The 24,667-nt window shown below is 29.7% G+C and carries 29 protein-coding genes and 1 tRNA gene; 9 read left to right on the top strand and 21 right to left on the bottom strand.

Annotation, left to right across the window (positions count from 1 at the left end; genetic code table 11):
• Window positions 1-46: 46 nt before the first annotated feature.
• Together speD and ABXT65_RS01925 are read right to left on the bottom strand one after the other, a co-directional pair.
• Complete coding sequence (gene speD / locus ABXT65_RS01930; protein ID WP_415323827.1) at window positions 47-1,087, bottom strand: adenosylmethionine decarboxylase; 1,041 nt, start codon at window positions 1,085-1,087, stop codon at window positions 47-49.
• A 111-nt stretch (window positions 1,088-1,198) separates the two neighbouring features.
• Window positions 1,199-1,723 carry a 5'-methylthioadenosine nucleosidase gene (locus tag ABXT65_RS01925; RefSeq protein WP_415323826.1) on the bottom strand — a complete coding sequence of 175 codons (525 nt, stop codon included), beginning with the start codon at window positions 1,721-1,723 and terminating at the stop codon, window positions 1,199-1,201.
• Window positions 1,724-1,760: 37 nt separating this feature from the next.
• Between ABXT65_RS01925 and ABXT65_RS01920 the strand changes: the two genes are divergently transcribed.
• Entirely contained in the window at window positions 1,761-2,288 is a 528-nt protein-coding gene (locus tag ABXT65_RS01920) for an adenine phosphoribosyltransferase (RefSeq protein WP_415323824.1), read from the top strand.
• 1 nt (window position 2,289) lies between these two features.
• Here ABXT65_RS01920 and ABXT65_RS01915 read toward each other — a convergent pair.
• From ABXT65_RS01915 to ABXT65_RS01905, 3 genes are all read right to left on the bottom strand, one after another.
• A tRNA-Met gene (locus ABXT65_RS01915) sits at window positions 2,290-2,366 on the bottom strand.
• 65 nt (window positions 2,367-2,431) lie between these two features.
• Window positions 2,432-2,659, bottom strand: coding sequence for a hypothetical protein (locus ABXT65_RS01910; protein WP_415323822.1), 228 nt, complete (start codon window positions 2,657-2,659; stop codon window positions 2,432-2,434).
• A gap of 41 nt (window positions 2,660-2,700) precedes the next feature.
• The gene (locus ABXT65_RS01905) at window positions 2,701-5,145 is read right to left on the bottom strand and encodes a GcvT family protein (RefSeq protein WP_415323821.1); all 2,445 of its coding nucleotides are present in this window, start codon (window positions 5,143-5,145) and stop codon (window positions 2,701-2,703) included.
• 78 nt (window positions 5,146-5,223) lie between these two features.
• On the opposite strand from ABXT65_RS01905, the gene ABXT65_RS01900 reads away from it, so the two are divergent.
• Window positions 5,224-5,457 carry a DUF2798 domain-containing protein gene (locus tag ABXT65_RS01900; protein ID WP_415324198.1) on the top strand — a complete coding sequence of 78 codons (234 nt, stop codon included), beginning with the start codon at window positions 5,224-5,226 and terminating at the stop codon, window positions 5,455-5,457.
• Here ABXT65_RS01900 and ABXT65_RS01895 read toward each other — a convergent pair.
• The gene (locus ABXT65_RS01895; RefSeq protein ID WP_415323819.1) at window positions 5,447-6,166 is read right to left on the bottom strand and encodes a methyltransferase domain-containing protein; all 720 of its coding nucleotides are present in this window, start codon (window positions 6,164-6,166) and stop codon (window positions 5,447-5,449) included. The genes ABXT65_RS01900 and ABXT65_RS01895 overlap by 11 nt on opposite strands.
• 51 nt (window positions 6,167-6,217) lie before the next feature.
• Here ABXT65_RS01895 and ABXT65_RS01890 point away from each other — a divergent pair, with 51 nt between their 5' ends.
• The 3 genes from ABXT65_RS01890 to ABXT65_RS01880 all read left to right on the top strand — a co-directional run bounded on the left by ABXT65_RS01890 (window position 6,218) and on the right by ABXT65_RS01880 (window position 9,578).
• Window positions 6,218-7,171 carry an ADP-ribosylglycohydrolase family protein gene (locus ABXT65_RS01890; protein WP_415323818.1) on the top strand — a complete coding sequence of 318 codons (954 nt, stop codon included), beginning with the start codon at window positions 6,218-6,220 and terminating at the stop codon, window positions 7,169-7,171.
• Complete coding sequence (locus tag ABXT65_RS01885) at window positions 7,172-8,485, top strand: MATE family efflux transporter (RefSeq protein WP_415323816.1); 1,314 nt, start codon at window positions 7,172-7,174, stop codon at window positions 8,483-8,485.
• A 73-nt stretch (window positions 8,486-8,558) separates the two neighbouring features.
• Window positions 8,559-9,578 carry an MBL fold metallo-hydrolase gene (locus ABXT65_RS01880; protein ID WP_415323814.1) on the top strand — a complete coding sequence of 340 codons (1,020 nt, stop codon included), beginning with the start codon at window positions 8,559-8,561 and terminating at the stop codon, window positions 9,576-9,578.
• A 50-nt stretch (window positions 9,579-9,628) separates the two neighbouring features.
• On the opposite strand, the gene ABXT65_RS01875 is transcribed toward ABXT65_RS01880, so the two are convergent.
• On the bottom strand, window positions 9,629-11,029 hold the full coding sequence (locus ABXT65_RS01875) for a Glu/Leu/Phe/Val family dehydrogenase (protein WP_415323812.1): 1,401 nt from the start codon (window positions 11,027-11,029) through the stop codon (window positions 9,629-9,631).
• Window positions 11,030-11,186: 157 nt separating this feature from the next.
• On the opposite strand from ABXT65_RS01875, the gene ABXT65_RS01870 reads away from it, so the two are divergent.
• Genes ABXT65_RS01870 through ABXT65_RS01860 form a run of 3 tightly spaced genes read left to right on the top strand, consistent with a single transcriptional unit; the run spans window position 11,187 to window position 12,150 of the window.
• Window positions 11,187-11,519: a c-type cytochrome gene (locus ABXT65_RS01870; RefSeq protein ID WP_415323810.1), complete on the top strand. Its 333-nt coding sequence runs from the start codon at window positions 11,187-11,189 to the stop codon at window positions 11,517-11,519.
• 5 nt (window positions 11,520-11,524) lie between these two features.
• Window positions 11,525-11,962, top strand: coding sequence for a DUF4396 domain-containing protein (locus tag ABXT65_RS01865; protein WP_415323808.1), 438 nt, complete (start codon window positions 11,525-11,527; stop codon window positions 11,960-11,962).
• 2 nt (window positions 11,963-11,964) lie between these two features.
• Window positions 11,965-12,150, top strand: coding sequence for a hypothetical protein (locus tag ABXT65_RS01860; RefSeq protein ID WP_415323806.1), 186 nt, complete (start codon window positions 11,965-11,967; stop codon window positions 12,148-12,150).
• Between the two features lie 26 nt (window positions 12,151-12,176).
• Here ABXT65_RS01860 and ABXT65_RS01855 read toward each other — a convergent pair whose 3' ends face one another.
• From ABXT65_RS01855 to ABXT65_RS01800, 12 genes are all read right to left on the bottom strand, one after another.
• Window positions 12,177-12,542: a TlpA family protein disulfide reductase gene (locus ABXT65_RS01855; protein ID WP_415323805.1), complete on the bottom strand. Its 366-nt coding sequence runs from the start codon at window positions 12,540-12,542 to the stop codon at window positions 12,177-12,179.
• A 45-nt stretch (window positions 12,543-12,587) separates the two neighbouring features.
• Window positions 12,588-13,481 carry a DMT family transporter gene (locus tag ABXT65_RS01850; RefSeq protein ID WP_415323803.1) on the bottom strand — a complete coding sequence of 298 codons (894 nt, stop codon included), beginning with the start codon at window positions 13,479-13,481 and terminating at the stop codon, window positions 12,588-12,590.
• Between the two features lie 22 nt (window positions 13,482-13,503).
• Window positions 13,504-13,821 (bottom strand): AzlD domain-containing protein, encoded by a 318-nt coding sequence (locus tag ABXT65_RS01845; protein WP_415323802.1) that lies wholly within the window; start codon window positions 13,819-13,821, stop codon window positions 13,504-13,506.
• Window positions 13,821-14,519 carry an AzlC family ABC transporter permease gene (locus tag ABXT65_RS01840; protein WP_415323800.1) on the bottom strand — a complete coding sequence of 233 codons (699 nt, stop codon included), beginning with the start codon at window positions 14,517-14,519 and terminating at the stop codon, window positions 13,821-13,823. Before ABXT65_RS01840 ends, ABXT65_RS01845 begins: the two co-directional genes overlap by 1 nt.
• An 18-nt stretch (window positions 14,520-14,537) precedes the next feature.
• A complete protein-coding gene (locus ABXT65_RS01835) occupies window positions 14,538-15,596 on the bottom strand; it encodes an ABC transporter ATP-binding protein (protein WP_415323798.1) in 1,059 nt (352 codons plus the stop codon).
• A 5-nt stretch (window positions 15,597-15,601) separates the two neighbouring features.
• On the bottom strand, window positions 15,602-17,218 hold the full coding sequence (locus ABXT65_RS01830) for an ABC transporter permease (protein ID WP_415323797.1): 1,617 nt from the start codon (window positions 17,216-17,218) through the stop codon (window positions 15,602-15,604).
• 143 nt (window positions 17,219-17,361) lie between these two features.
• Entirely contained in the window at window positions 17,362-17,868 is a 507-nt protein-coding gene (locus tag ABXT65_RS01825) for a peroxiredoxin (RefSeq protein ID WP_415323796.1), read from the bottom strand.
• Window positions 17,869-17,998: 130 nt separating this feature from the next.
• Window positions 17,999-18,184 (bottom strand): hypothetical protein, encoded by a 186-nt coding sequence (locus ABXT65_RS01820; protein ID WP_168607384.1) that lies wholly within the window; start codon window positions 18,182-18,184, stop codon window positions 17,999-18,001.
• A gap of 7 nt (window positions 18,185-18,191) precedes the next feature.
• Window positions 18,192-19,211 carry an extracellular solute-binding protein gene (locus ABXT65_RS01815; RefSeq protein ID WP_415323795.1) on the bottom strand — a complete coding sequence of 340 codons (1,020 nt, stop codon included), beginning with the start codon at window positions 19,209-19,211 and terminating at the stop codon, window positions 18,192-18,194.
• 101 nt (window positions 19,212-19,312) lie between these two features.
• Window positions 19,313-19,606: a hypothetical protein gene (locus ABXT65_RS01810; protein ID WP_415323794.1), complete on the bottom strand. Its 294-nt coding sequence runs from the start codon at window positions 19,604-19,606 to the stop codon at window positions 19,313-19,315.
• 106 nt (window positions 19,607-19,712) lie between these two features.
• Window positions 19,713-20,990: an isocitrate lyase gene (gene aceA, locus ABXT65_RS01805; RefSeq protein WP_415323793.1), complete on the bottom strand. Its 1,278-nt coding sequence runs from the start codon at window positions 20,988-20,990 to the stop codon at window positions 19,713-19,715.
• A 64-nt stretch (window positions 20,991-21,054) separates the two neighbouring features.
• Window positions 21,055-21,222 carry a hypothetical protein gene (locus ABXT65_RS01800; protein ID WP_415323792.1) on the bottom strand — a complete coding sequence of 56 codons (168 nt, stop codon included), beginning with the start codon at window positions 21,220-21,222 and terminating at the stop codon, window positions 21,055-21,057.
• 111 nt (window positions 21,223-21,333) lie between these two features.
• Here ABXT65_RS01800 and ABXT65_RS01795 point away from each other — a divergent pair, with 111 nt between their 5' ends.
• A complete protein-coding gene (locus tag ABXT65_RS01795) occupies window positions 21,334-22,767 on the top strand; it encodes a helix-turn-helix domain-containing protein (protein ID WP_415323791.1) in 1,434 nt (477 codons plus the stop codon).
• Here the strand turns inward: ABXT65_RS01795 and ABXT65_RS01790 are convergent, their stop codons facing one another.
• Window positions 22,768-23,658 (bottom strand): LysR family transcriptional regulator, encoded by an 891-nt coding sequence (locus ABXT65_RS01790; protein WP_415323790.1) that lies wholly within the window; start codon window positions 23,656-23,658, stop codon window positions 22,768-22,770. It lies immediately after the preceding gene.
• A complete protein-coding gene (locus ABXT65_RS01785; RefSeq protein WP_415323789.1) occupies window positions 23,659-24,660 on the bottom strand; it encodes an MDR family oxidoreductase in 1,002 nt (333 codons plus the stop codon). It lies immediately after the preceding gene.
• Between the last annotated feature and the right edge of the window lie 7 nt (window positions 24,661-24,667).

Below are 24,667 nucleotides of genomic sequence, written 5' to 3'. Positions count from 1 at the left end.
AATTTATGACAATTATTTCACAAATTTAATAATTAAAAAAGAAAAATTAATGATTTATTGACGAAGAAAAATTCCAAGTACAATCAAAACTAGGGATATAAACTCTTGATAACTTAGTATTTCCAAAGTGATGATTAAATACATTTAGCCAACTATCTACTTGTTTTGGTTTTTTATCTTGGCTTCCAACCTGAGCTGTAATTACTCCCTTTGGTTTCAAAATTCTAATCATAGAGTCCATATTTTTAGCAGCAAGATCTATACAAAACTGGTCATCATTAAGATCAACAAATATATGATCATATGTGTCATCTTTTACAGATTTAATACTTTCAAAAGCATCGCCCCAAACACATTTTACTGAATTTTTCTCAGTAACTTTTTTTCCGATATCTCCCAAATGTTTGTTACAAATATCTACAACTTCAGGATCAAGCTCATACCAATCAACAAAACTAAAGTCTTTAGAAATACACTCTCTTGCAACTCCTCCATCACCACCACCAATGATAGCAGCTTTTTCATTATCTTTATTTAAATCAAGACCTGCACCAACAAATGTTGAGCTATATAAAACCTCATCATTTGTTGCGACTTGAATTTCATTATCAATGAATAATGATTTACCAAATTGTTCTAAGTCTAATATCTCAATATGTTGACCCACTTTAGATTTAAAATCTTCTAAAACTTCATTTACCACATAAGATTTTTGCAATCCAGGTGAACTGTAAATGTCATGATATAAAGATTTTGTATCTCTATCAAAAGCTTTTGTGACAATTCTTTTATGTTTGAATTCTTTTTTAATAATATCGAGTGCTATAGAGGGACTTACTTTCCCACATGTAAAAAAATCAAAACTAATAATTCCTTTTTCTGGAAACGTATGAAAACTGATGTGACTTTCGGCTAATAAAGCAAGTATAGTGAAACCTTGAGGTTCAAATTTATACTTTGAAATTTCAAGAATTGTAACTTCTGCAGCTTTTGCAATTTTACGAATTACATTCTCATAGACCGAAGGGTCATACTCTTGAGTAGTGCCTATGATGTCTAAAGTTATATGCTCACCTACTTTAGTCATAAAAATTATTCCCTCTTATAATTTTTTATTAATATTAAATTTGAAGATTTTATATAGGTGTATTGATAATTTTCAACAATTAATGGATTTTTTGATATTTTACTTATTAAATTAAAACTGAGTACTTATTAAGCTAGCAAATGCCGTAGCCCCTTTTGCTAGATTTTTACCCCAATCATTGTCAGCATTTTCATCTGCATTATCAGATATGTATTTAAAGCATCTAAATTGAATATTTTCCAACTTACAAACTTTTGCAATGGCATATGCTTCCATATCAACCACATCAACTTCCATATCTATTTTTTTATTAACAAAGCTATCTCCTGTTCCACAAGAATAACCATCTTTTGATGTAATAATTTCTTTAATTTTATCAAAAGGTGTCTCTCCCAATTCAAAATCTAACCCTCTAACATCCATATCTCTTTGATAGAATTTAGTGCATTCAATGATTCCTTTTATTTTAGTATTATCTGCCCCAGCAGTACCATAATTAATAATAATCTCAGGCTTATGAAGGTAAATTAATCGAAGAGTATTGTAGGTAGCATTAATTTTCCCAACACCTGTATAATTAAAATAGTCTAATCCAATTGTTTCTTCTTTAATTGCTGCAAGGAATAATTTGTTCATAGATTTTTTTTATCAAAGATATAAATATATTAATAGTATGAATTTAAAAAATTATATTAGATCAATACCTAATTACCCTAAAAAAGGAATTTTATTTAGAGATATTACGACTCTAATTAAAGACGAGAAAGCTTTTGCTGAATCAATTGATCAAATAGTTGAAAGATCTAAAAAATTTAAGATAGATAAAATTGCAGCTATAGAATCTAGAGGATTTGTTTTTGCATCAGCAGTTTCTTATTTACTTAAAAAACCTTTTATAATGCTTCGTAAGAAAGATAAATTACCTGCAGAAACTTATTCAGTAGATTTTGAGTTAGAGTATGGAACGGCTACTATAGAGGTACACAAAGATTCAATTAAAAAAGACGATTCTGTTTTAATTATAGATGATTTAATTGCAACAGGTGGCACAGCAGAGGCTGCTGCTAAACTTGTAGAAGTATCTGGTGGAAATGTTGCTGCTTTCATTTTTGCTATTAATCTTTTTGATTTAGGTGGATCTGATAATTTAGTGGATAAAGGTTACTTAGTAGAAAACTTAATGGATTTTCCTGGACATTAAATGGTAGCGGGAAGTGGAATCGAACCACTGACCTCAGGCTTATGAGTCCTGCGCTCTAACCGACTGAGCTACCCCGCCACTTAATTATCGTTGATTTATAATAGGTTTTTAATTTAGATCAATCAACTTTTTGAAAGTGATATTTACTTTAAGAACGCTATAAAAGTTCCAAATAAAATAAGTATTGTTGTAACAAGAGTAAAAAAAATAATTTTTTTTTTTATTTGATTTTTTTTATCTATTTTTACCTTGTTCAATAATATATTAATATCTACAACACTTTTTATGTCTATGTTGAGAGATTGAAGTAATTTTTTTTCACCTTTATTTTCGTTAATTGACTTACCATTATGAAAATAACTTTTTTGCATTATGTAAGTTAATCATCAATTATTTACATGAGCAACCAAAATTATAAAAATCTAGCTTGTTTATCTTTTAAAGGGTTGACTTCTACTTTTGCTGGGTATTTTTGTTTGGCAACCTCTATATACAGATCCTTTTTAAACAATTCTTCATTTGAGTATTCAGATTTCACATAACCAAAAGATAGATTCTTGTTATAATTAAATGAATAATTCCCAGAAGTTGTTCTCCCTATAATTTTATCCCTTAGATAAATTGGCTCTTCATGTAATAATAATGGTGCACCTGGTTTACTGTCAATTAATGATAGCATTATAAATCTTCTGTCTTTTTTTTTGTCTTTAATTGTTAATAAACTTTCTCTTCCAATAAAGCTTGTTTCTTTTTTATAACTAACGGCAAAATTTAATCCTGCTTCGTATTGATTTTCTTCAGGTGAGATATCGTGCCCCCAGTGTAAAAAACCACTTTCCATTCGCATTGTATCCATTGCATGAGACCCACAATGAGATAAATTGTGATTTTTACCTTCTTCTACAATTAATTGATAAACTTCTTTAGCATCTTTATTGTCTATATAAATTTCAAACCCTAACTCTCCAACATATGACAATCTTTGAATCCATACTTTTTTATAAGCAATAGTTACAAACTTTCCTGTGCCAAATTTAAATATTTCATTTTTAAAATCATCTTTTGAAATTTTAGAAATTAAATTTCTACTTTTTGGTCCAAAAATTCCTAAACATACAAGATCATCTGTTATGTCTTTAAATTTTAAATGTGGAGACAAATGTTTTAGAATGTGTGCTTTATCATGAGTTCTTGTAGCTGCAGAACTTATTACCCTAAAATGATTTTTTTCAATACAAATAACCGTTAAATCAATTTCAATGCCACCTGCTTCATTGAGCATTTGTGTATAAGTAGATCTGCCTGCTTCATTTTTAATATTAGCTGTGCATATTCTTTGCAATTCATTGTGAGCTAACTCCCCTTTTATTTCATATTTTGAAAAGGGAGATAATTCATACAGACCAACGTTTGTAGTTGTATTTTTAGTTTCAAATTCAACTGACGGGTACCAATTTTGATAATCAAAACTATATTTGTATTCTGCTTTTTTGTTATTTAATGCATACCACATGGGTCTTTCGTATTCACCTGATACACCAAAGCATGCACCAACTTTTTTTAATTCTTCATGATACGGTAATAATCTTTGATTTCTTGATGTGTTATGCTGTTTGTAGGGCCAGTGCATTCCATACAAATCTCCAAGAGTTTCTGTAACTCTTTCCATAATAAATTTTTTAGATGAATGAAATTTTTGAAATCTTTTTATATCTAGTGAGAATAAATCTTCATTCATATATCCATTAATCATCCATTCAGCCGTAACTCTACCCGCACCCCCTGAACTTGCTATGCCGATACTATTAAATCCACAACATGTAAAAAGATTATTAACTTCGGGTGTTTCTCCTAAAAGATATTGAGTATCGGGTGTAAAAGATTCAGGCCCTGAAAAAAATTTTCTAATTCCAGCAGTTTCTAACATAGGTAATCTTTGAAATGATTTTTCCAAATAAGGTTCAAAGTGATCAAAATCATCTGGAAACTCACCAAAAGAAAAGTCTTCTGGAACAACACCCTTATCTTTAAAGGCAGGTTTTGCATTAGGTTCAAATATTCCAACTAACATTTTTCCCGCATCTTCTTTTAAATAAAGACATGAATTATAGTCTCTTAAAACTGGTAAGTTTTTGGGTAATTTTTCTAACGGCTCGGTGATTATATAAAAGTGCTCATTTGGATATAATGGAATACTTACACCAATATCTTCTCCAATTTGCCTAGACCACATCCCTGTAGCAATCACAACGAATTCACAATCAATTTTGCCAAATTTAGTTTGAACACCAATAATTTTTTTATCTTTAACTAGTATTTTTTCAACAGGAGTTTTCTCAAATATCTGAGCCCCTTCCATTTTTGCAGCTTTAGCCAATACATTTGTAACCCCTACAGGATCTGCCTGACCATCTTCAGGCATATAAACGCCCCCTAAAATATCTTTGTCGTTAATTACAGGGTAAAGTTCTTTTATTCTTTCTTTCGTAACGGTTTCAACATTTACATCAAATAACTGTGCCGACGTTGCTTGCCTTAATAATTCCTGCAGCCTTTCAGGTGAGGTCGCAACTGTGATTGCCCCATTTTGTTTTAGACCAGTTGATAAACCGGTTTTTTTTTCTAATTCTTTGTATAAATTTAGAGAATATTTTCTAAGACGTGTGATTGTAGAGGATGCTCCTAATTGACCAACAAGTCCTGCTGCATGCCAAGTGGTTCCCGAAGTAAGTTGATCTCTTTCTAATAATATAGTGTCCTTCCATCCATATTTAGCAAGGTGATAAGCAACTGAACAACCCGCAACACCTCCTCCAATAATAACTACTTTTGCTGATCTTGATAATTTAACAGTCATTTATAATTTTATATTATTAACATTTTAAAATTCAAACAACTAAATTCTTAAATTTGTAAAGCATACAAAGTGTTATAAATATTTTATATATTTTCAAAAAAATATTACTCGATAATTTTTGTATTTTTTATTAGTTTTGGCATGTCTGTATTTATGTCTTGTGTAATCACAATTGTTAACACTGGACTTCAAGGAGATTTTTTATATCGTTGGGGAATTGCTTGGATGTTTGCTTTTCCGCTTGCTTTTTTAGCTGGTAATTTTTTTTCCCTTCTTGCAAAAAAGTTTACTGACAAACTAACTAAAGTTTAATTTTTTTGAACATTACACAGTTAAGTCTATCGTTAAAGATAATCTTATTTTTGTATTTTGCTTCAATTTCTTTTATGCCATTCAAAATTTGAAGGTCATTTAAATTTAGTAAAGTAGATATATAGCGTTGTTCTATCATTTCTATATAATTTTTTTTAGTAATGTTAACTTTAAAATTAAATTTAGTAATATTTTTTTTTATATTTAGTTGAAGTAGGTTTTTCCAAATAAGAATATCTCTTTTAAAAGATTGGTTAAGTTTATGTTTCATCAAAAAGAATGTGGGTATTTCATTATTTTTTGTAGCTAAAGTTAAAATTAAAATAATTCCACCTATCTCTAAACTGGAGTGCGAATAAGTTAAAACCTTCTTAATATCTTTTAAATTAAACAAATGAATGGTTTGTTTAATCAATATTAAATCAAATTTTTTTTTATTACTTCTAAGATATTGGATTGCATTTATTTTTTTAAAAGTAATTCTTTTGTCAAAATCTTTATGATTTTCAATATCGAGTCCAATGGGCTTATGTATTAATTTGAGTTTAGATGATAATGAGCCCATTATTTTGCCCCGACCACATCCAATATCTAAAATTTTTGAGTTTTTATTTAGTTTTTTTTGTTTTAATAAAAAGTTATTAAAGGACTGGATATATTTTTTAGATGAAATCCAAGTTTTGTTGTCCCAATTTTTAAAACTTAACATTACTTAATTTAAAACATTTTAACTTATATTCAAATAAAGTATTAATTGTTGATGTTTAATAAGTTACATATATTTCTTGGTGCGACTGTTGCAGATGCAGCAGCAAGACCTTTGCATTGGGTGTATGATGAAAAGAAACTTAAATCCTTTATTAAAGATAAAAAAAATATTACATTTTTAAAACAAAATAGATCCCCATTTTACTCAATCAAAACTGGTGAAGTTTCTGGATATAACGATGTGGGTCAAGTTATTTTTAGAACATTAATCCAAACTAAAGATCAAAAAAATATTATTACTAATTTTAAAAAAAATATTGTTAAAAACTTTGGACCCGGATCAAATTATTGGAAAAACCTAAAATTAAGAAAAAAATACAAAAAAATTAAATGGGAAACTGCTATGATGGGTCCCTGGATCCATCAAAATATCTTAGAAACTATTAAAAATATAAAATTAAAGAAAACTATTACAGGCGGCACTAAAGTTAACGAGTCTGATGGATATTGTGCAGCTTTGCCCTATTCTCTCTTTAATAATTCTGAGCAAAAATTAAAAAAGATAATCAGAACCGTTGCAAATGGGAAAATTAGCGAACAATTTGCACTAGCCAAACTTAAGATTATTAACTTGGCTGATGAAGGTGATAAAGATCCTGTTAATACATTTATAAGATTAAATTCTAAAAATAATTATTTTAAAAATGTTATTGATAATATTAAAAAGGTTAAAAAACTTAAAAATAAACCTCATAATATTATTGTAAAAAAATTTGGTAAAGCTTGTAGTTATCCGGGTACATTTAATGGTTCAATACATGCAATTATAACATCTAAGAACTATAAAAATGCAGTTATTAAAACTATAAAGGCTGGTGGCTGTAATTGCTCACGTACCAATTTTGTCGGTGCTTATTTTGCAGCAAAAAATGGTTTAAAGGGCATACCTAAAGATTGGATAAAAAAAACTAATCCTGCAAAAAATATATTGAAGTATATTGCTTAAATGCAAAACCCTTCAATAAAGTACATCTTAAAATTATCCATTCCTATTTTTTTTGCAAATTTAGCCATCCCAATGGTTGGAATTATTGATACTGGCTTAATGGGTAACCTTGGTAATTTATCTTATTTATCAGCAACATCTGTTGCAGCAAATTTATTTTCAATGATTTTTTGGAGTTTTGGCTTCTTAAGAATGGGTACAGTTGGATTGGTGTCTCAGGCATATGGTAGAGAAGACTATTCTGAGGTTTTTAATATTATTCTAAGAAACCTGATTTTTGTAGTAGTGATTTCTTTAATCATAATTTCTCTTCAAAGTTATATTTATAAATTAAGTTTAAATATATTTGAATTATCAGAGACTACTGAAAAATTTTATCAAGATTACTTTCAAATTAGAATTTGGTCAGCTCCTGGTGAGTTAACATTATATATTATAACTGGGTTATTTGTTGGGTTACAAAAAACTAAAATATCTAGTTTGGCTGTCGGTTTATTTTCAATATTAAATATCATCTTAAGCATTATTCTTGTCTCTAAATTTGATCTAAATATTAAAGGAGTTGCATATGGAACCTTATTCTCTGCTTTATTGATTTCAATATCTTTTTTACTTTATACTTTTTGGTATCTAAACAGAATGTCTAAGATAAAGATCAAGTTTGATGAATTTATTAATCTAAAAAAAATTAAAAATATATTCAATATAAATATAAACATATTTATTAGAACCATTCTTTTAACATTCTCCTTTTTGTGGTTTACCTACCTTGGTAGTCAAATCGGTGAGGATTATATTGCTGCTAATGCAATTTTAATTAATTTAGTTTTTTTATCAGCCTTCATCCTAGACGCTTACGCCTTCTCTACTGAGGGTATGGTTGGGTATTCACTCGGTAAAAAAGACATTAATCTCTTTAAGAAAATTGTTCAAAACTCTTTTATTTTAAGCACTATTACTGGGCTTATTATCTCAATTATTTATTTTTTAGTTAATAATTTTGTAATTGAATTGATGTCTGACATTGAGGAAATAAGAAATCTTAGCTCTTCCTATGCGGTATGGTTAATTATCATGCCCTTAATCTCTTCTTTTTGTTTTCAGTTTGACGGAATATTTATTGGGATTTCACAGACAAAAGAGCTTCGAAATGCCATGATTTTTTCAGTATTTTGTTATCTTGCCATATCTATATTCTTAACAGATTTAATGGGTAATACCGGTGTTTGGATTTCATTGTGTGTTTTTATGATCTTAAGAGCCCTGTCTCTATACTATTACATGGATAGAATTTATTTAAAATTTAATAAGTAATTGTATCTCTAAATTATCGTTAATCAGAAAATATTGCTTAATCGAATACTTATTATTATGATATTATCTCATTATGTTATTTAGACAGTTATACGATAAAACCTCTAGTACTTACACATATTTAATAGCATCAGCCAAAGGCAGAGAGGCTTTAATCATTGATCCAGTATTAGAAAATGTTGAAAGATATATACAATTATTAAAGGAACTAGATCTAAAGTTAGTTAAAGTAATAGACACACACATACATGCTGATCATATCTCAGGGATTGCAGAACTAAGAGATCAAACAAATTGTGTAACTATTATGGGCGATAAAACACCTTCTGACGTTGTTTCTATGCAAGTATCAGATAAAGAATTAATCAAAATTGATGGTCTAGAATTTAGAGCTTTATTCACACCAGGTCATACATCGGAAAGTTTTAGCTTCTTAATGAGTGATAGGGTTTTTACCGGTGACACATTGCTAATTAGAGGAACTGGAAGAACTGATTTTCAAAATGGAGATCCACAAGACTCGTATAACTCAATTTTTAATAAATTATTAAAATTACCTGATGAAACTTTGGTCTACCCTGCTCACGATTATAAAGGAGATACTGTAAGTACTGTTTTAGAAGAAAAAAAATTTAATCCACGACTACAAGTAAAGTCAGCAAATGAATATATTGAAATTATGAATAATCTTAATTTACCTGACCCTAAATTAATGGATGTGGCAGTTCCTAATAATTTAAAACTTGGAATAGATTTTGATAAACAAAAGGTTAATAACGGTATTGAACCTGATGAGTTTAACAATTGTTTATTAGAAAAAAATATAATTTTAATAGATCTTAGAGAGCAAAATGAGCTAGACAAAATTGGCAAGATTAAAAATAGTACAAGAGTTTCTTTCCCAGAAATTAATGATTACTTAAATAAAAATAAGACTGAATTACAGGATAAGAAAATTTTATTTTATTGTGCCATTGGTCAAAGATCTACTTTAGCAGTCCAAATATCAAAGTCTTATCAATATAGTAACTGCTTACATTTAATTGGTGGTCTAAAAAACTGGAAACATGCTGGTTTAGGATTGATCAAATAACTTTGTTAAAATTATAACTGATAAGCTTATACTTTGCGAATATTACTAAGTTATCTTTTAGGGAAACCATCAGTCGTATAAAATTTTCTTATTTTTTGTAAAGACAAGTAATAAGCACATTCTCTAAATGACTTTTTTATTTTTTTTCTTACACTCAATATTTCATTAAATGCATTCCTCATCGCATCCTCTAAACCTGAAAAAGTTAAATCTTCTTCATCAGCACCATGCATAATTTTACCAATTAATTCAGGATCTGTTTTTGTTTTCGTTCTTTCATCAAGTAAATTTACTAAATCTAATATCTTTTGTTCTTGAAATCGTTTTTCAACTCTTCCAAAACGAATATGGGAAATATTTTTCACCCATTCAAAATAAGAAACAACAACCCCACCTCCATTTACGTAAATATCTGGTATAATCATTACTCCTTTTTTATATAAAACTTTATCAGCTTCAAAAGTTATTGGGCCATTTGCTGCTTCTATAATTAACTTTGTTTTGATCTTTTCTACATTATCTTTCGTTATTGAATTTTCTAATGCTGCTGGAATTAAGATATCGCACTTAATTTCCATAACTCCTTTTGGATTCTTTTTATAAGCCCCTAGTTTGGAGTTATTTATAGTTTTGTTTTTTTGAAAAAATTTTTTTAGTTCAGTTATATTTATTCCTTTTTCATTATATAAATAACCTTCACGCTCGCCTACTGCTATAATTTTAGCTTGATCTCTATTATATAAATGTTTTGCTAAATTACTTCCAACATTTCCAAACCCTTGAATTACTATAGAGTTATCTTTTAGTTCATTTTTTAATTTTAATTCTTTAACTACATCTTTATGTCTAAAAATCTCTCTTATAACCTCTTCAATTCCTCTGCCTGTTGCCTCTGTTCTTCCAACAATACCTCCACTGTGTAATGGTTTTCCCGTTACACAACCTCTATAATTTATATCCTCAGGTCTCAAAGCTTTATAGGTATCTTTGATCCAATCCATTTCTCTTTCTGATGTACCTACATCTGGTGCTGGAACGTTTAATGCTGGTGAAATAAAACCTTTGTTTATTAGTTTCGTTGCAAATGCTTTGGTAATAACTCTAAGTTGATTCTCTGAATAATTTTTGGGGTTAATCCTCAAGCCTCCTTTTGACCCACCAAAAGGAATATCAACAATTGCACATTTATAAGTCATCAATGATGCTAAAGCTTCTGTATCATCTTGATCAACGCCTTCTGAATACCTCATTCCACCTTTACTGGGTAAAATATGTTCTGAGTGCACCGCTCTCCAACCTGTGAAGTTATGAATAGTTTTATCTAATTCAACTCCTACATTTACTTTTATTAAAGAGTGAGTAGATTTAATATGCTCCAAAAGGTCTTGTCTAAAATTTAGATTTTTTGCAGATTGGTCTACATACAAATCTACATTGTCTTTAAAGCTCATAATCTTTTATTCCTTCATCTTATTTATATTGTTTAACTTACCCAAGCTAATATAATATTATTCTATGCGAATACTCCTAACTTTAATATCTTTTATATTAATAAGTGAGACCTCTTACTCTCATAGTCATTTTCCAATAACTAGAGACTCGACTTTAATGATTGCTAGAGGGAAAATTATCTATGAAAGTTACTGTGTGAGTTGTCATCAAGTTAATTTAATTGGTGCAGAAAATTGGAAAGGCGTAGATGAAGATGGTCATAGAAAAGCACCTCCTTTAAACGGTACGGGTCATACCTGGCACCATGATGATGCTACTCTACATAATATTATTAAATATGGTTTAGCTAAAATCGTTAAAAATTATGAGGGAAAAATGCTGGGCTTTGAGGATAATGTAAAAGATAAAGATATTGATTCAGTATTATCTTATATGAAAAGTTTTTGGCCTGAAGATGTTTATCAACAACAAATTAACTTAAACAAATAAATCATATGACAGCTTCTACTTTTCATTGGTCTTGTAAACACACATGGCAAAAAAGTGCTAAGAATACTATGTGGTGTGTTATTGGCTGTTCAATTGGAGATTTTGGGACAATACTGTTTTTTCAACTTGCTCAAATTCCCTTTCCTGTAACTGGCATAATGATCTTGGCAATCATTAATGGCTTAATAACTAGCATCATGCTTGAGACTTTTATTTTAATTAGACAAAATTTTAAATTTATGAATGCTTTAAAAACAGCTTGCGGAATGAGTTTTATTTCAATGGTTAGTATGGAAATTTCGATGAATTTGACTGATTATTATTTAACAGGTGGGGCTCAACTAACTTATTGGGTCGTACCTATTATGTTAATGGTGGGATTTTTAACACCATGGCCTTATAATTATTGGAGGCTTAAAAAATTTAACATAGCCTGTCATTAAATATGAATGTATTTATAATTTTATCAATACTTGTAATTGTAATTGGAGTTATCTTATTGGTATCTTCTCCATCAGTATTATTTAAATTAAACTGGGAAGAAAAAACAGGAAAAGAGAAAATACTCATGTTTATGTTTTATGGTATTTTAGTTTATATAATAAATATCATTTTTTGGATCATCAAATAAATATTAATAAAATTTGTTATTTAAGATTAAGATTTTATTAATTCGTAAATTTTAGCTTTATTCGTTTGACCAATGCTTCTGTATACTTCTTTATTATTTTTATAAACAACAATTGTTGTCCAATAGTCAATACCTAGTTGCATTGCTATATCTTTGTCTTTTGTTTGTTCAAAACTTAAAAAAAGAATATCTTTAAATTCTTTTTGAGCTTGATCTAAAATCTTAATTTGAGCCTTACATGTTGTGCAAGTTTCATTCCAAGAATTAATAACAACAGTTTTGCCTTCAAGTTGAGCTTTTTGAAAAATTTCATCATTAAAAGTTGTGCTTTTATCTACCGCAAAAGCTTTGATTGTAAATAATGCAAAAATTATAATTAATATCTTTTTCATGATACAAATATATGTCTTAAGTGTTCGATTAACAAGAATTTGATTTTATTTTATAACGCCAATCTTTTTTTGTCTTGAAATAATAATTAGGCCACTAACTATGATTATTAATGCCCCTATATAGCTGTTAGCCGATGGCACCTCATCAAATAAAAAATACCCATATAATATTCCCCATAGAATAACTGAATATCTAAATGTTGATGTAACAGAAACTAGTGCAATTTTGATTGTTGCTATTGAAAAAATGTAGCCTAGCGCTAGAAAAAAGGCAGCGATGAACAAAATAAGTACATCCTTTAAACTAAAATCATAAAATTTATAAATACTTAACAAACCAAAAAGAGCAGTAACAACAAAACATGTCATAAATGCAATTTGTAAACTGGGATAATCTTTTTTAAAATTTTTTGTATACATGTCTCTAATCGAAAGCATGACAGCTGCAATTATAGGAAAGATGAAATAATAACTAGTCTCCAATTTTCCAGGATTAATTACCACCACCACACCAACAAAACCTAATAATACCGCACTCCACCTCCTCCATCTAACTTCTTCTCTTAAAAATATTGCACCAAATGCAGTTAATAAAATTGGTGCCATGCTTAGTAAAATATAAACATTTGCAAAAGGTAATAAAGCAATACCAATGAAAAAAAATAAAGCTGCTAAAGATTCTAAAATGCCTCTCACTCTCAATTCATTTGAAGTAAAGATTGATTTAAAATTAAGCTCTTTCTTAATATAAAGAAATAATAAAATGAAAAGTAATGTAAAAATACCTCTTATGAAAATAATTTGGTTTAAAACAAACATTTCATCGTAGTTTTCGTAAATAACCTTTACAAAAGCGTCATTTGTTGCAAATGAGAATTGACATAAGAGCATATAAAATATGCCAATTAGATCTTTGCTAATTTTAAATTTATGAAACATGGGGTTTTAATTATAAGTTTTTCTATTGGTAATATACAAAAATTAAAAACCAATAAGAGATAAGGCCCACAAAGATTGTAGCAATAATACTTCGACTAAAATAACCAATAATTATTGCAAGTATAGCAGCTAATATTTTTGGATTATTATCAATATCTATTGCGCCTGCACTGTCTAGAAATATTGGTGGAAAAATTATTGCTGGGAAAATAGCAGAGGGAACATAGGAAAGTATTTTTTTTGTCTTGTCATTTAATATGTCTTCCTTTAATAAAAAAATCATAGAAAACCTTGTTAAATAAGTAATAATTCCACAATAAATAATTGTCGACCAATGCATTAATTTTTCTTTAAAGTTATCAAAGTTAATAATGTAGCAACTAGTAACGCAGATATTGCTGCAACGATAATATATGCTTGAAATGGTATTGTATTATATCCAATAGTTGCAACTACCCCTGACACCAGCATTATAATAATATTTTTAAACTTTCTAAAATCATTAATTAGCAAAGCAAGAAATGTTAAAGAAATGGTAAAACTTAAACCTAATTCTTCTGGAACAATTGATCCTAAAACTATGCCCAAGATTGTTGATATTTGCCAAACAATCCAGCATGTAAAACCAGCTCCTAATAAATGATAATGTTTATATTCATTTTCTTTATTGTTTTTAAAGTAAGTATTTGAAACAGCAAATGCTTGATCAATTAATACATAAGATAAAATAATCTTCCAGGTAATTTTTAAATGAGATAAATATTCAGCAAAGACTGCTCCATATAATAGATGTCTAGAATTTACCGCACCCACTGAAGTTATGGTTACAAAAGATGAGGCGCCCCCTGAAAATAATTGCAGTAAAACTATTTGTGAAGCACCACCAAAAATTATAATAGACATTCCAAGTGTCATATATGCACTCAATCCTAACTCCATTCCAATAACACCGTAGATAATTCCAAAAGGAATTACGGGTATCATCAAGGGGCTTACATCAGCAATTCCCTTTGTTAATGTTTTTAATCTATTGTTCATTTGTAAAGATAGTTTTTATTAGAAACAAACTATATGATCAATATTAATAGGACGTTTGATCCCAAATTTTTCATCTACTTCATGTTGATGAATATGGTGAGAGTGAACAAATACTGGAATTAATTTATTGCTTGCAGTTTTCAGTGTGTAAATAAAATTAGTTCCTCTGAATCTTCTATCAACTACTTCTAATTTTAAATTACTTTTATCATCATGCTCCAAATCTTCTGGCTGCAATAAGAGCTGGACTTCAGAACCTTTTGGATAATGTTTTATAAAATTACCTGTTATCGAACCTAAGTCGTCACTCTCTAAGCTATTTTCACCTGTAACCTTAGCTGGAATTAAAATTCCTCTATTTAAAAAGTTAACTACTTCAATGGAATTTGGAAAGTGATAAACGTTATAAGGATCATCATATTGCTTAAGTTGGCTATCTAAAATTATTCCACATTTACTTCCAAGGTAGAATGCCTCGTAAGAATCGTGAGTTACTATAATTGTTGTGATTTTTAAATCAGTTAAGATTTGCTTGAGTTTAACTTGAATTTCTTCTTTAAAACTTTGGTCTACATTTGACAAGGGTTCATCCAATAACAACAGGTCAGGCTTAGATAATAACGCTCTTGCTAAAGACGCTCTTTGAGCTTCACCTGAACTTATTTGGTGAGGAAATTTATCTTTAACATGATCTAAATGAAGAAATTTAATTACTTCATCGATAGTTAAGTTTTTTTTCTTTTTACTGTTTCTCTCCGCACCAAATTCAATGTTTTGAATGACATTATAATGTGGGAACAATGAATTATCCTGGAAAGCTAAAGATATGTTTCTATTTTCTGGCTCAACATGAGTATCTTGAGATGAGATAATCTTATCCTTAAGTATAATTTTTCCAGATTGTATTTTCTCAAGTCCAGCTATGGTTCTTAAAATTGTAGTTTTACCAATACCCGAAGGTCCTAATAGACAAATAATGTCACCTTCATTTTCAATGGTTAAGGAAACATTGTTAACTTTACTCTTTGCGCTTGCTGCAAATGTAACGTTTTCGATTTCTAAAAAATTTTTAGGCATATTTATTAATCTTTAAGAATGTACCTAGATGTAATTATAATAAAGAAACTTGCAATAAGAATAAGGAATAATGAAGGTGCTGCAGCAGCTTCTAACAAGTCTTGAGAGGCAAATACATACGCTGTAGTGGCAAAAGTCTCAAAATTAAAAGGTCTCATTATTAATGTTATTGGCAACTCCTTAATTACCTCGATCGCAATTAAGATTCCAATTAAGAGCATAGAATTTTTTAAATAAGGAATATGAATTTCTTTAAAGGTTCTAAACTTTGAATAACCTAATAAATAAGCACTTTCGTCTATTGAATAATTTATTTTTAAATAACCAGATTTAATACCGTTACTAGCTAATGAATAAAATCTAACAAAGTAAACTATAACTAATCCCAAAATAGAGCCTATAAAAATTGATTTAATTGTATTAAATCCAAAAAAATTAACAACGTTGTTGTCAAACCATGAAACGAAAGTAATAAAAGCAACCGCCAATATAATTCCAGGAATTGCATATCCAGATATAGAAAAAGTAGTTAATATTTCAAGGAATTTACTTTTAGAAACTCTGTTCCCATAATTTGATATGAATGCTAGAGTTATTAATACAATACTTGATAAAAAAACTAACAAAATAGTATTTAAAAATAATTCCATCAAATTTAAATCTGCTAAGTGTTTTGGAAAAATAATTGTCCAATAAAGCATTTGTAATACTGGAAATAAAAAACTAATAAAAAATATTGTTGCGCAAAAAAATAAAGCTAAAGTTGATTTATATCCATTTAATGAGGTTAATGATTTAGATTTAAATCCACCTTTAGATGGTGTGTGGTATTGGGCTTTTTTTCTAGATAAGTTTTCTAAAATAAACAACCCAAGAATAAAAATTAATAAATAAAATGATAATCTATTAGCTAAGGCTAAATCATCAAATGAAATCCATGCATTATATATCCCTGTAGTAAGTGTTGATATTCCAAAATATGATACAGAACCAAAGTCCGATAAAGTTTCCATTGCAACAAGTGAAAGTCCAGCAACTATAGCTGGTCTTGCAGAAGGAAGAATTATTTTAAAAAAAGATTTTTTCTTTGAAAAACCAAGATTTTTTCCAAGTTCAATTAGGTTTTGTGATTGATAATGAAATGAAGCTCTAGTTAAAACATATACGTAACCAAACAAAGAAAATGATATTGAAATTATAGCCCCCATCATTCCATCAAATTTTGGAATGTGTTTGTTGTAATTACCCTCTCCAAATAGATTTTTTAGAATTGAAAAAGCAGTTCCATAATTTTCAAAAAAAGCTGTTAAGGAATAGGCATAAATATAAGCAGGTACTGCAAAAGATAAAATTAGCGCCCATTTAAAAAAATTAGCACCAGGAAAACTATAGAATGAAACTAAATAAGCACTGCCAACTCCAATTATAAATGTTAAGATTAAAACACCTATTAAAAGTGTTAAAGAATTAAAGATATAATCATAAAGAAAGGTATCTTTAATAATGGATGAATAGTTACCAGTTGTCTCAAAAAAACTACTGAACACTGTAACTATTGGTATAGCTACAGCAATAGATATTAAAAAAGAACTTACATACCAAATGTTAATTTTTTTACCCATTTTTTATATTACCCTAATAACTAAATTTAAGAAACTTCCCCTGCGTCCAAGAGAAGTTAATATTAACCTAATAATCAAATTGGAGAGAGATTACTAAAATTAATTCCTAAAACTTGTATATAAATATAGTTCATTTACATATTTTATTTTTTAGAAAGATACTCTATGCAATTTTCAGGTGTTGTTTCTTCGTATGGATCAGGATCGCTTCCTTCATTGTTCATGCCCACTTCTTGCCACCATTTTTCAACCACACCATCATTAATAATTGCACAATACCTCCAACTTCTTTGTCCAAACCCTACATGTTTTTTTTCCACTAACATGCCCATCGAGCGAGTAAAATCAGCATTTCCATCTGGTAATACCTTAACTTTTCTCAGTTTTTGTTGATCAGCCCAAGCATTCATGACAAAGCCATCATTAACACTAATGCAATAGACCTCATTAATACCTAGGTCTAAGAATTTATCATAATTTTCTTCAAATCCAGGTAACTGTTTTTCAGAGCATACTGGTGTAAATGCACCTGGTAATGAAAAAAGAATTACTTTTTTACTTTTGAATAAATCATTAGTACTAACATCAACCCATTTTCCAATTTTTCTTGTTTTCAAAACTACATTTGAACATTTTTTTCCTTCTATCATTCTATTCCTGTTGTTTTTTAAGTTTTTGTTTAATTGTATTACTTGCATTTGAATTTTTTAGTGCCCATAAACAAGTTAGATAGGGTAAATACCTTTTGAGAGATTATGAGCACAATCATTAAAAAGAAAATTATGTATTAAAAGGAGAGAGGATATGTGCAACCTCTTTATCTTCAATATCTGATAATTTTCTATTATTTATTTTTCTATTGATTTTTTCACACTCTGCTGCACATGGATCACAAGCTTTCAGAGATTGCGACCCATATACGTCAGAAGATTTATCTAAATCAATATTAAATAAATTCTTTTTCACTCGCTTATTACTTCCAACTTGCAGCTAACATACACTCAAGTGCAGTCGCTTGTTGTTTTCCATAATTAGCAACTTTAGTTTCTAAATCTTGATTATATCCAAGACCCATTTGTTTAACTAATGCGTGAGGTTCAACACCATCAATCATGGGATATTCAAATGTATTATTAACTATATGCTCTTGTGCTTCTTTAGTTAATAAAAACTCAAGTAGTTTTTTTGCGTTATCAGCATTGGGGGCATTTTTTAAGACACCACCGCCACTAATATTCATGTGAGTTCCTCTATCTCCTTGGTTAGGAAAAAATGGTAAAACTTTTTTGGCAGCCTCTTGTTGTTCTGGACCTTTTTTTCCAGATAACATCAAAGCTAGGTAGTAAGTATTAGCTACTGCTAGATCAGCTTCACCTGCGGCTACAGCTAAAATTTGAGCTCTATCATTTCCTTTAGAGTCTCTAGCCATGTTAGCTACAACACCTTTTGCCCAAGTACAAGTTGCTGCTTTACCATTATTTTTTACTAATGATGCAACAAGAGATTGGTTATAGATATTGTTAGATTTTCTTATAACAACTCTACCTTTCCATTTTGGATCAGCAAGACCTTCGTAGGTCATACCGTTAAGTTCATTTGCGTTTACTCTTTCTGGTGAATAATACATAATTCTTGCTCTCTTAGCTATTCCAGTCCATTTAGCAGTTCTAAAGTTTGCTGGAACTGCAGCTTTAATTGCAGCAGTCATAGAATTTTGGAACATTCCTTTTGCAGCGAATGCACCTAATCTTCCTGCGTCAGCAGTAATATAAAGGTCAGCTTTTGAATCGGTACCCTCTTCAGTTATTCTTTTTTGAAGAGCTTTATCTTTACCAGATACCACATTTACTTTAATTCCAGTTTTAGCTGTAAATTTTTTGTAAAGTTGAATATCTGAATCGTAGTGTCTTGCACTGAATACATTAACTTCAGCTGCAAACGTCATGTTTGCAAATAAAGTCATTAAAAATGCAATAATCGTAAGTTTTTTCATTATTATTTTCTCTTTATGTTGGTTATATAGTTTGGAATGCTTATTATTAGCATTGCGAATGATTATCAATCGCATATATTGTCGCAGTGTACAAGGGTTAATTAAGATAATATTAGGCTAAGCAAATTACTTACGAAAGACATGGAGATTACAAATCCAGTGAAAAAATTACAATACATTAAGGTAACTGTACGATTTCTAATTCTTCTTTTTCTTACAAAAGGTTTGTCATCAAGGTCTGAAACATCTCTTTCACCAATGACCTTATAATCGTATGTCCAACGCCAGATTGATTTACCAAACCTTTCATCTTGATTATTATAAAAGTTTATCCAGGCAACAATGTATCTATGTGAAATATAAAAAAGAATTAAAAGCAATCCACTTATAAACATTCAAATATTAAAGCATATTTAGAAGTTATGTAAACAATAATTAAAACATCATACCAAGACCCTGAAGGTCCTGATATTAATTCACAATAGAGAAGTGTAGGTAATTTTAAAACTGTTCGGACTCTGTCGAGCCTTCCATGGCTGTTGTTGAGCTTTTGCCTGAGCTAATGGTGTTTGACACGGCATCGAAATAAGAAGTACCAACTTCTCTTTGATGTTTAACACTAGTGTAACCATCTTTCTCTCTAGCAAATTCAAGTTCTTGAATTTTAGAATAAGCAGTCATGCCTTCGGTTTTATATTTTTCAGCAAGTTCAAAAATTGCAATATTTTGAGTATGGAAACCTGCAAGCGTAATGAATTGAAACTTATATCCCATTTCACTAATTTTTTGTTGGAACGTAGCAATCTCAGCGTCTGATAAATGTTTTTTCCAATTGAACGAGGGAGAACAATTGTAAGCTAATAACTTACCAGGAAATTTATCATGTATTGCGTCTGCAAACTTTTTAGCTTCTTCAAGATTAGGAGTGGCTGTTTCACACCAGATTAAATCTGAATAAGGTGCATAAGCTAATCCCCTAGAGATAGCTTGTTCAATTCCTTGTTTAACATAATAAAAACCTTCTGGTGATCTTTCACCTGTTAAGAAAGGCTTATCATTTTCGTCAAAATTATTAGTAATTAATTTTGCAGCATTAGCATCTGTTCTTGCTAAAATTATTAATGGTACCTCAGCAATGTCTGCAGCAAGTCTTGCAGCTTTTAAATTTTTAATCATAGTACTGGTTGGGACTAAAACTTTTCCACCCATATGCCCACATTTTTTTTCACTAGCTAATTGATCCTCAAAGTGAACTCCAGCAGCACCCGCTTTAATAAATTTTTTAGTCAATTCAAAAACATTTAATGGTCCGCCAAATCCTGCCTCACCATCTGCAATAATTGGCAGCATATAATCTGTTCTATCTTTCGATTGCATATCACCATCACTAATTTCCATATGCTGAATTTGATCTGCTCTAACTAAAGCATTGTTCATCGACTCAACTAATTTTGGTGCACTATCATATGGGTATAAAGATTGATCTGGATACATTTCTCCAGCAGTGTTAGCGTCTGCAGCTACCTGCCAGCCACTTAAGTAAATCGCTTTCAATCCTGCTTTTGCATGTTGAATAGCATGGTTTCCGGATAATGAGCCTAAAGTATTAATATAAGGTTCTGAATTTAAAAGATCCCACAATTTTTTAGATTGATGTTTGCACATAGAATATTCAATTTTAATAGAACCACGTAATCGCTCTACTTCTTCTGCAGTATAGTCTTTTTTAATTCCTGAAAATCTTTTTAAATCGTATGAAACTTTAGCTTCTGAGCTCATAAGTAGGTCTTTCTAGGTTCTGTATTAAGAAAATTAGATCGTATTTAAATTAACGGCAGAGGACTTATTTGTCTTCACTATATTCTTGAGTGAATTCATTCATTCCACTAGAGCCCCAATCGCAATGGTCGTCTCTAAGATAAATCCCAGATTGACTAAATTGATTCTGATTCTTGTTTTCGTTAATTTCACCTTGATTTTCATTGTTTTTGTTTATGTTTTTATTGTTCATGTAAACTTTATAATTGACTAAATTTACAAAATCTAATTAAATCGTAAAAAACGTTGTAAAACAAAGAAACTAATTGTAAATTTAAATTTACAAAATTTACAAAAAAAGAATATGAGTCAAATAGATCTAAAGATAGGACCAAAAATAAAGGCTTTTAGAAGACAGTTAGGCTTGCAAGCTAACAAGCTTGCTGAAGACCTTGGTATTTCTCCAAGTTATTTAAATTTAATTGAAAGTGGTAAAAGAAAAATAGATGGAGATTTATTACTTAAAGTTTGTGAAAAATTAAATATTCAACTTTCAGACTTAACATCTAAATCTGATGTTAATTTAGAAAACACTATTTCAGAAATTCTAGATGACAAATTATTTGAAGATTTGGATATTCTTGGTCCTGAAGTTAAAGATCTTGTCGGAACAAACCCAAAAATAGGTAGAGCACTTGTTCGACTAGGAGACATACTTAAAAAAAAAGATCATGAGCTAATCAATAAGATAGAAAAAATTTCAGGTAAAATAGTTGATAATAGAAAAAACTCTTTTCCAGGAGAGGTAATATCTGACTTTCTTCAAGAACATAAAAACTATTTTCCAAAACTAGAAGAGTTTGCAAATAAAGTTTTTGATAAAATTCAAAAAAATAATAGAACACGATATATTTCCTTATGTGATTATTTAAAAGATGAATATTCAATAACTGTAAAAGATATTTTACCTGATGAAGGAAAGCCTTTTGCAAAAATCTATAATAAAAATAAAAAAGAACTTTTGTTAAGTGACTATAGTTCTTTAGAAACAAAAAAACTTCATGCCGCTGCGCAAATTGCACAAGAAGGAGCGATGAAAGAGATTGATGATTACTTATCTGAATTTGCTTTTCCATCCGAAGAGTCAAAAAAATTAACTAAAGTTGCTTTACTAAATTATTGTGGTGCTGCTATCTTGATGCCTTACAAACCATTTCATACAGAATGTAAAAAATTAAAATATGATTTAGAACTTTTACAAAATACTTTTGCAACATCATTTGAACAAGTTGCACATAGAGTAACATGTCTTCAAGATCCAAAGTTACTTGGAATCCCTTTTCACATGTTAAGAGTTGACATGGCTGGAAATATTTCAAAAAGATTTTCATTATCTGGAATTGAAATACCCAGATACGGTGGTGCGTGTCCTAGATGGAATGTTTATTCTGCCTTTACAAGACCTGGTGTAATTCAGGCAGCCGTCAGTAAAATGACTAATGGTGAAAAATATGTTTGTATTGCAAGAACGGTTGAAAAAGGTGTTGGAAGATTTGGCAGGTCAAAAAGTATACTATCTATTGGCCTTGGTTGTGATGCGAAATATGCAAAAGACTTTGTGTACACAGAAAATATTAATGTTAGCGATAAAACATCAGAAATTCCTATCGGAGTATCTTGCAGAACATGCGATAGATTGGATTGCCCGCAAAGAGCGTTTCCGCCATTACATAAAAAGTTTGATGTTGATATTAATTCTAGGGGTGTTTCGGTTTACGTTAACGATAAGTCTAGTTAATTAAGACTTCCAGTCACCAATTTTACTAAATAAAAAGTTTCTAAAAGCAGTAATTCTTGCGGTATTTTTAAGGGATTGTGGATACACAAAGTGAGCCTCTGTTATTGGTCCTTCTGAATTTGGAAGTACTTTTATTACATTGTTTGAATTTGAAACTAAATATTCAGGAAGTGCTGCAAGACCTACGCCAGCTTCTACGGCTAAAAGTAAACCCATAACACTATTAACTTTCATTACTGGTTTTCTTTTTTTACCATCTTTTATACCTAGTTTTAAAGCCCAATCAGGATCATATACTGGTGATGGTGCTCCTTTTCCAAATGAAATAAATTTATGTTTGTTTAAATCAGTAATTGTTTTTGGCATTCCATGTTTTTCTAAATATTTATTAGAGCCATAAATATAATATTTAATATCTACTAATTTTTTTTGGATATAATTAAGTTGTTTAGGTCTTCTCATAAAAATTCCTAAATCAGCCTGTCTTGTGCTTAAATCTAATTCTTTATCATCAAAAATTAACTCTATTTCAATTTCAGGATTTAAGGTCATAAACTCTTGAATACGTGGGGTTAACCAGTGAGTTCCAAAACTTCTAACAGTTGTAATTGTTAGTTTTCCAGTTGGTTTATTTTTCTGATCTCCCAATGACGTTTCAACTTCTTTAAGTTTGGTAATAACATCACGTGCAGTTTTAAAAACATACTCACCGTGTTCTGTTAATGTAAGCCCTCTTGCATGACGTTCAAAAAGTTGAACTTTTAAATCATTTTCTAATGATTGAATTTGTCTGCTGATTGCTGATTGACTTAAATTTAGGTTAACTGTCGCATTAGTAAAACTTCCCGCTTCTGCTACAGCGTGAAATATTTTTAATTTATCCCAATCCATTTATTTATTTAAATCTACTAATACTCTTCCTGAGATTTCACCTTTTAGAATTTTTGGATATGTTTCTAATAATTCTTCTAAGCTTACGGTTAAGATTGATTTTTCAAGAACTTCAAAATCAACAAGTTTTGCAGCTTCCTCCCAAATGAATTCTCTTCTTTTTATACTACAATTTGCAGAATCCATTCCCCAAACTTTAATTCCTCTAAGCATGAATGGTAATAAATTTGTATTTAATTCATTACTATTTGCATTTCCACAAACGGCTATAATTCCATTTGATCTAGTTTGAGCTATTGCGTTAGCTAAAATTTTTCCCCCTACTGTATCAACAACACCGTCCCACAATCCTTTGTCAATTGGTCTTGGGTCTTTGTCAAAATCAGCTCTATTAACAATATTTTTTGCTCCTAGTGATTTTAAATAATCTGTTTTAGAATCTTTTCCTGTAACAGCTGTTACATTATATCCTAATTTAGTAAGAGCCATTACCGCTACGCTTCCAACTCCTCCTGTAGCACCAGTAACCAATACATCGTTTACTTTTTCACCTAATAAAATTTCTTCTCTTGCTTGGATTGCAAATGCACTCATTAAAGATGTAAAGCCAGCCGTCCCTAACATCATAGCTTGTTTACTTGTTAAGTTGCTTGGTTTTTTAACTAAAAAATCAGCATTAACTTTTGCTACTTGAGAGTATCCACCAAAAAAAGCTTCTCCGACTCTCCATCCAGTTAAAATTATTTCATCACCTGTTTTAAATTTTGGATTTTCGCTTTCAAGAACTGTTCCTGAAAAGTCTATGCCTGGAATATGAGGAAACTCTTTAACAAGGCGTCCACCATTTTTTAAAATCATTCCATCTTTAAAATTTAAATCTGAATAATCTACTTTAACAGTAACATCTCCATGTTTTAAAAAGCTTTTATCAATAGATTTAACTTCTCTTGTAAAATTTTCACCTTCTTGATTTATTACTATGGCTTTAAAATTGTTGGACATGGTTTTT

Origin of the sequence: Candidatus Pelagibacter sp. Uisw_127, from assembly GCF_047722515.1 — a bacterium.
In the GTDB taxonomy this organism is placed as follows: domain Bacteria; phylum Pseudomonadota; class Alphaproteobacteria; order Pelagibacterales; family Pelagibacteraceae; genus Pelagibacter.
Note: the sequence above shows the minus strand (reverse complement) of the source record. Positions and strands in the feature narration are given on the sequence as shown.

Bases quoted from the DNA above. Each gene is read 5' to 3' on its own strand.
- aceA (WP_415323793.1), bottom strand. From the start codon at position 20,990: ATGAGCTCAGAAGCTAAAGTTTCATACGATTTAAAAAGATTTTCAGGA.
- ABXT65_RS01785 (WP_415323789.1), bottom strand. From the start codon at position 24,660: ATGTCCAACAATTTTAAAGCCATAGTAATAAATCAAGAAGGTGAAAAT.
- ABXT65_RS01850 (WP_415323803.1), bottom strand. From the start codon at position 13,481: ATGTTTCATAAATTTAAAATTAGCAAAGATCTAATTGGCATATTTTAT.
- ABXT65_RS01885 (WP_415323816.1), top strand. From the start codon at position 7,172: ATGCAAAACCCTTCAATAAAGTACATCTTAAAATTATCCATTCCTATT.
- speD (WP_415323827.1), bottom strand. From the start codon at position 1,087: ATGACTAAAGTAGGTGAGCATATAACTTTAGACATCATAGGCACTACT.
- ABXT65_RS01860 (WP_415323806.1), top strand. From the start codon at position 11,965: ATGAATGTATTTATAATTTTATCAATACTTGTAATTGTAATTGGAGTT.
- ABXT65_RS01870 (WP_415323810.1), top strand. From the start codon at position 11,187: ATGATTGCTAGAGGGAAAATTATCTATGAAAGTTACTGTGTGAGTTGT.
- ABXT65_RS01875 (WP_415323812.1), bottom strand. From the start codon at position 11,029: ATGAGCTTTAAAGACAATGTAGATTTGTATGTAGACCAATCTGCAAAA.
- ABXT65_RS01845 (WP_415323802.1), bottom strand. From the start codon at position 13,821: ATGCATTGGTCGACAATTATTTATTGTGGAATTATTACTTATTTAACA.
- ABXT65_RS01800 (WP_415323792.1), bottom strand. From the start codon at position 21,222: ATGAACAATAAAAACATAAACAAAAACAATGAAAATCAAGGTGAAATT.
- ABXT65_RS01835 (WP_415323798.1), bottom strand. From the start codon at position 15,596: ATGCCTAAAAATTTTTTAGAAATCGAAAACGTTACATTTGCAGCAAGC.
- ABXT65_RS01920 (WP_415323824.1), top strand. From the start codon at position 1,761: ATGAATTTAAAAAATTATATTAGATCAATACCTAATTACCCTAAAAAA.
- ABXT65_RS01840 (WP_415323800.1), bottom strand. From the start codon at position 14,519: ATGAACAATAGATTAAAAACATTAACAAAGGGAATTGCTGATGTAAGC.
- ABXT65_RS01855 (WP_415323805.1), bottom strand. From the start codon at position 12,542: ATGAAAAAGATATTAATTATAATTTTTGCATTATTTACAATCAAAGCT.
- ABXT65_RS01795 (WP_415323791.1), top strand. From the start codon at position 21,334: ATGAGTCAAATAGATCTAAAGATAGGACCAAAAATAAAGGCTTTTAGA.
- ABXT65_RS01925 (WP_415323826.1), bottom strand. From the start codon at position 1,723: ATGAACAAATTATTCCTTGCAGCAATTAAAGAAGAAACAATTGGATTA.
- ABXT65_RS01830 (WP_415323797.1), bottom strand. From the start codon at position 17,218: ATGGGTAAAAAAATTAACATTTGGTATGTAAGTTCTTTTTTAATATCT.
- ABXT65_RS01810 (WP_415323794.1), bottom strand. From the start codon at position 19,606: ATGTTTATAAGTGGATTGCTTTTAATTCTTTTTTATATTTCACATAGA.
- ABXT65_RS01865 (WP_415323808.1), top strand. From the start codon at position 11,525: ATGACAGCTTCTACTTTTCATTGGTCTTGTAAACACACATGGCAAAAA.
- ABXT65_RS01880 (WP_415323814.1), top strand. From the start codon at position 8,559: ATGTTATTTAGACAGTTATACGATAAAACCTCTAGTACTTACACATAT.
- ABXT65_RS01825 (WP_415323796.1), bottom strand. From the start codon at position 17,868: ATGATAGAAGGAAAAAAATGTTCAAATGTAGTTTTGAAAACAAGAAAA.
- ABXT65_RS01905 (WP_415323821.1), bottom strand. From the start codon at position 5,145: ATGACTGTTAAATTATCAAGATCAGCAAAAGTAGTTATTATTGGAGGA.
- ABXT65_RS01895 (WP_415323819.1), bottom strand. From the start codon at position 6,166: ATGTTAAGTTTTAAAAATTGGGACAACAAAACTTGGATTTCATCTAAA.
- ABXT65_RS01890 (WP_415323818.1), top strand. From the start codon at position 6,218: ATGTTTAATAAGTTACATATATTTCTTGGTGCGACTGTTGCAGATGCA.
- ABXT65_RS01910 (WP_415323822.1), bottom strand. From the start codon at position 2,659: ATGCAAAAAAGTTATTTTCATAATGGTAAGTCAATTAACGAAAATAAA.
- ABXT65_RS01790 (WP_415323790.1), bottom strand. From the start codon at position 23,658: ATGGATTGGGATAAATTAAAAATATTTCACGCTGTAGCAGAAGCGGGA.
- ABXT65_RS01815 (WP_415323795.1), bottom strand. From the start codon at position 19,211: ATGAAAAAACTTACGATTATTGCATTTTTAATGACTTTATTTGCAAAC.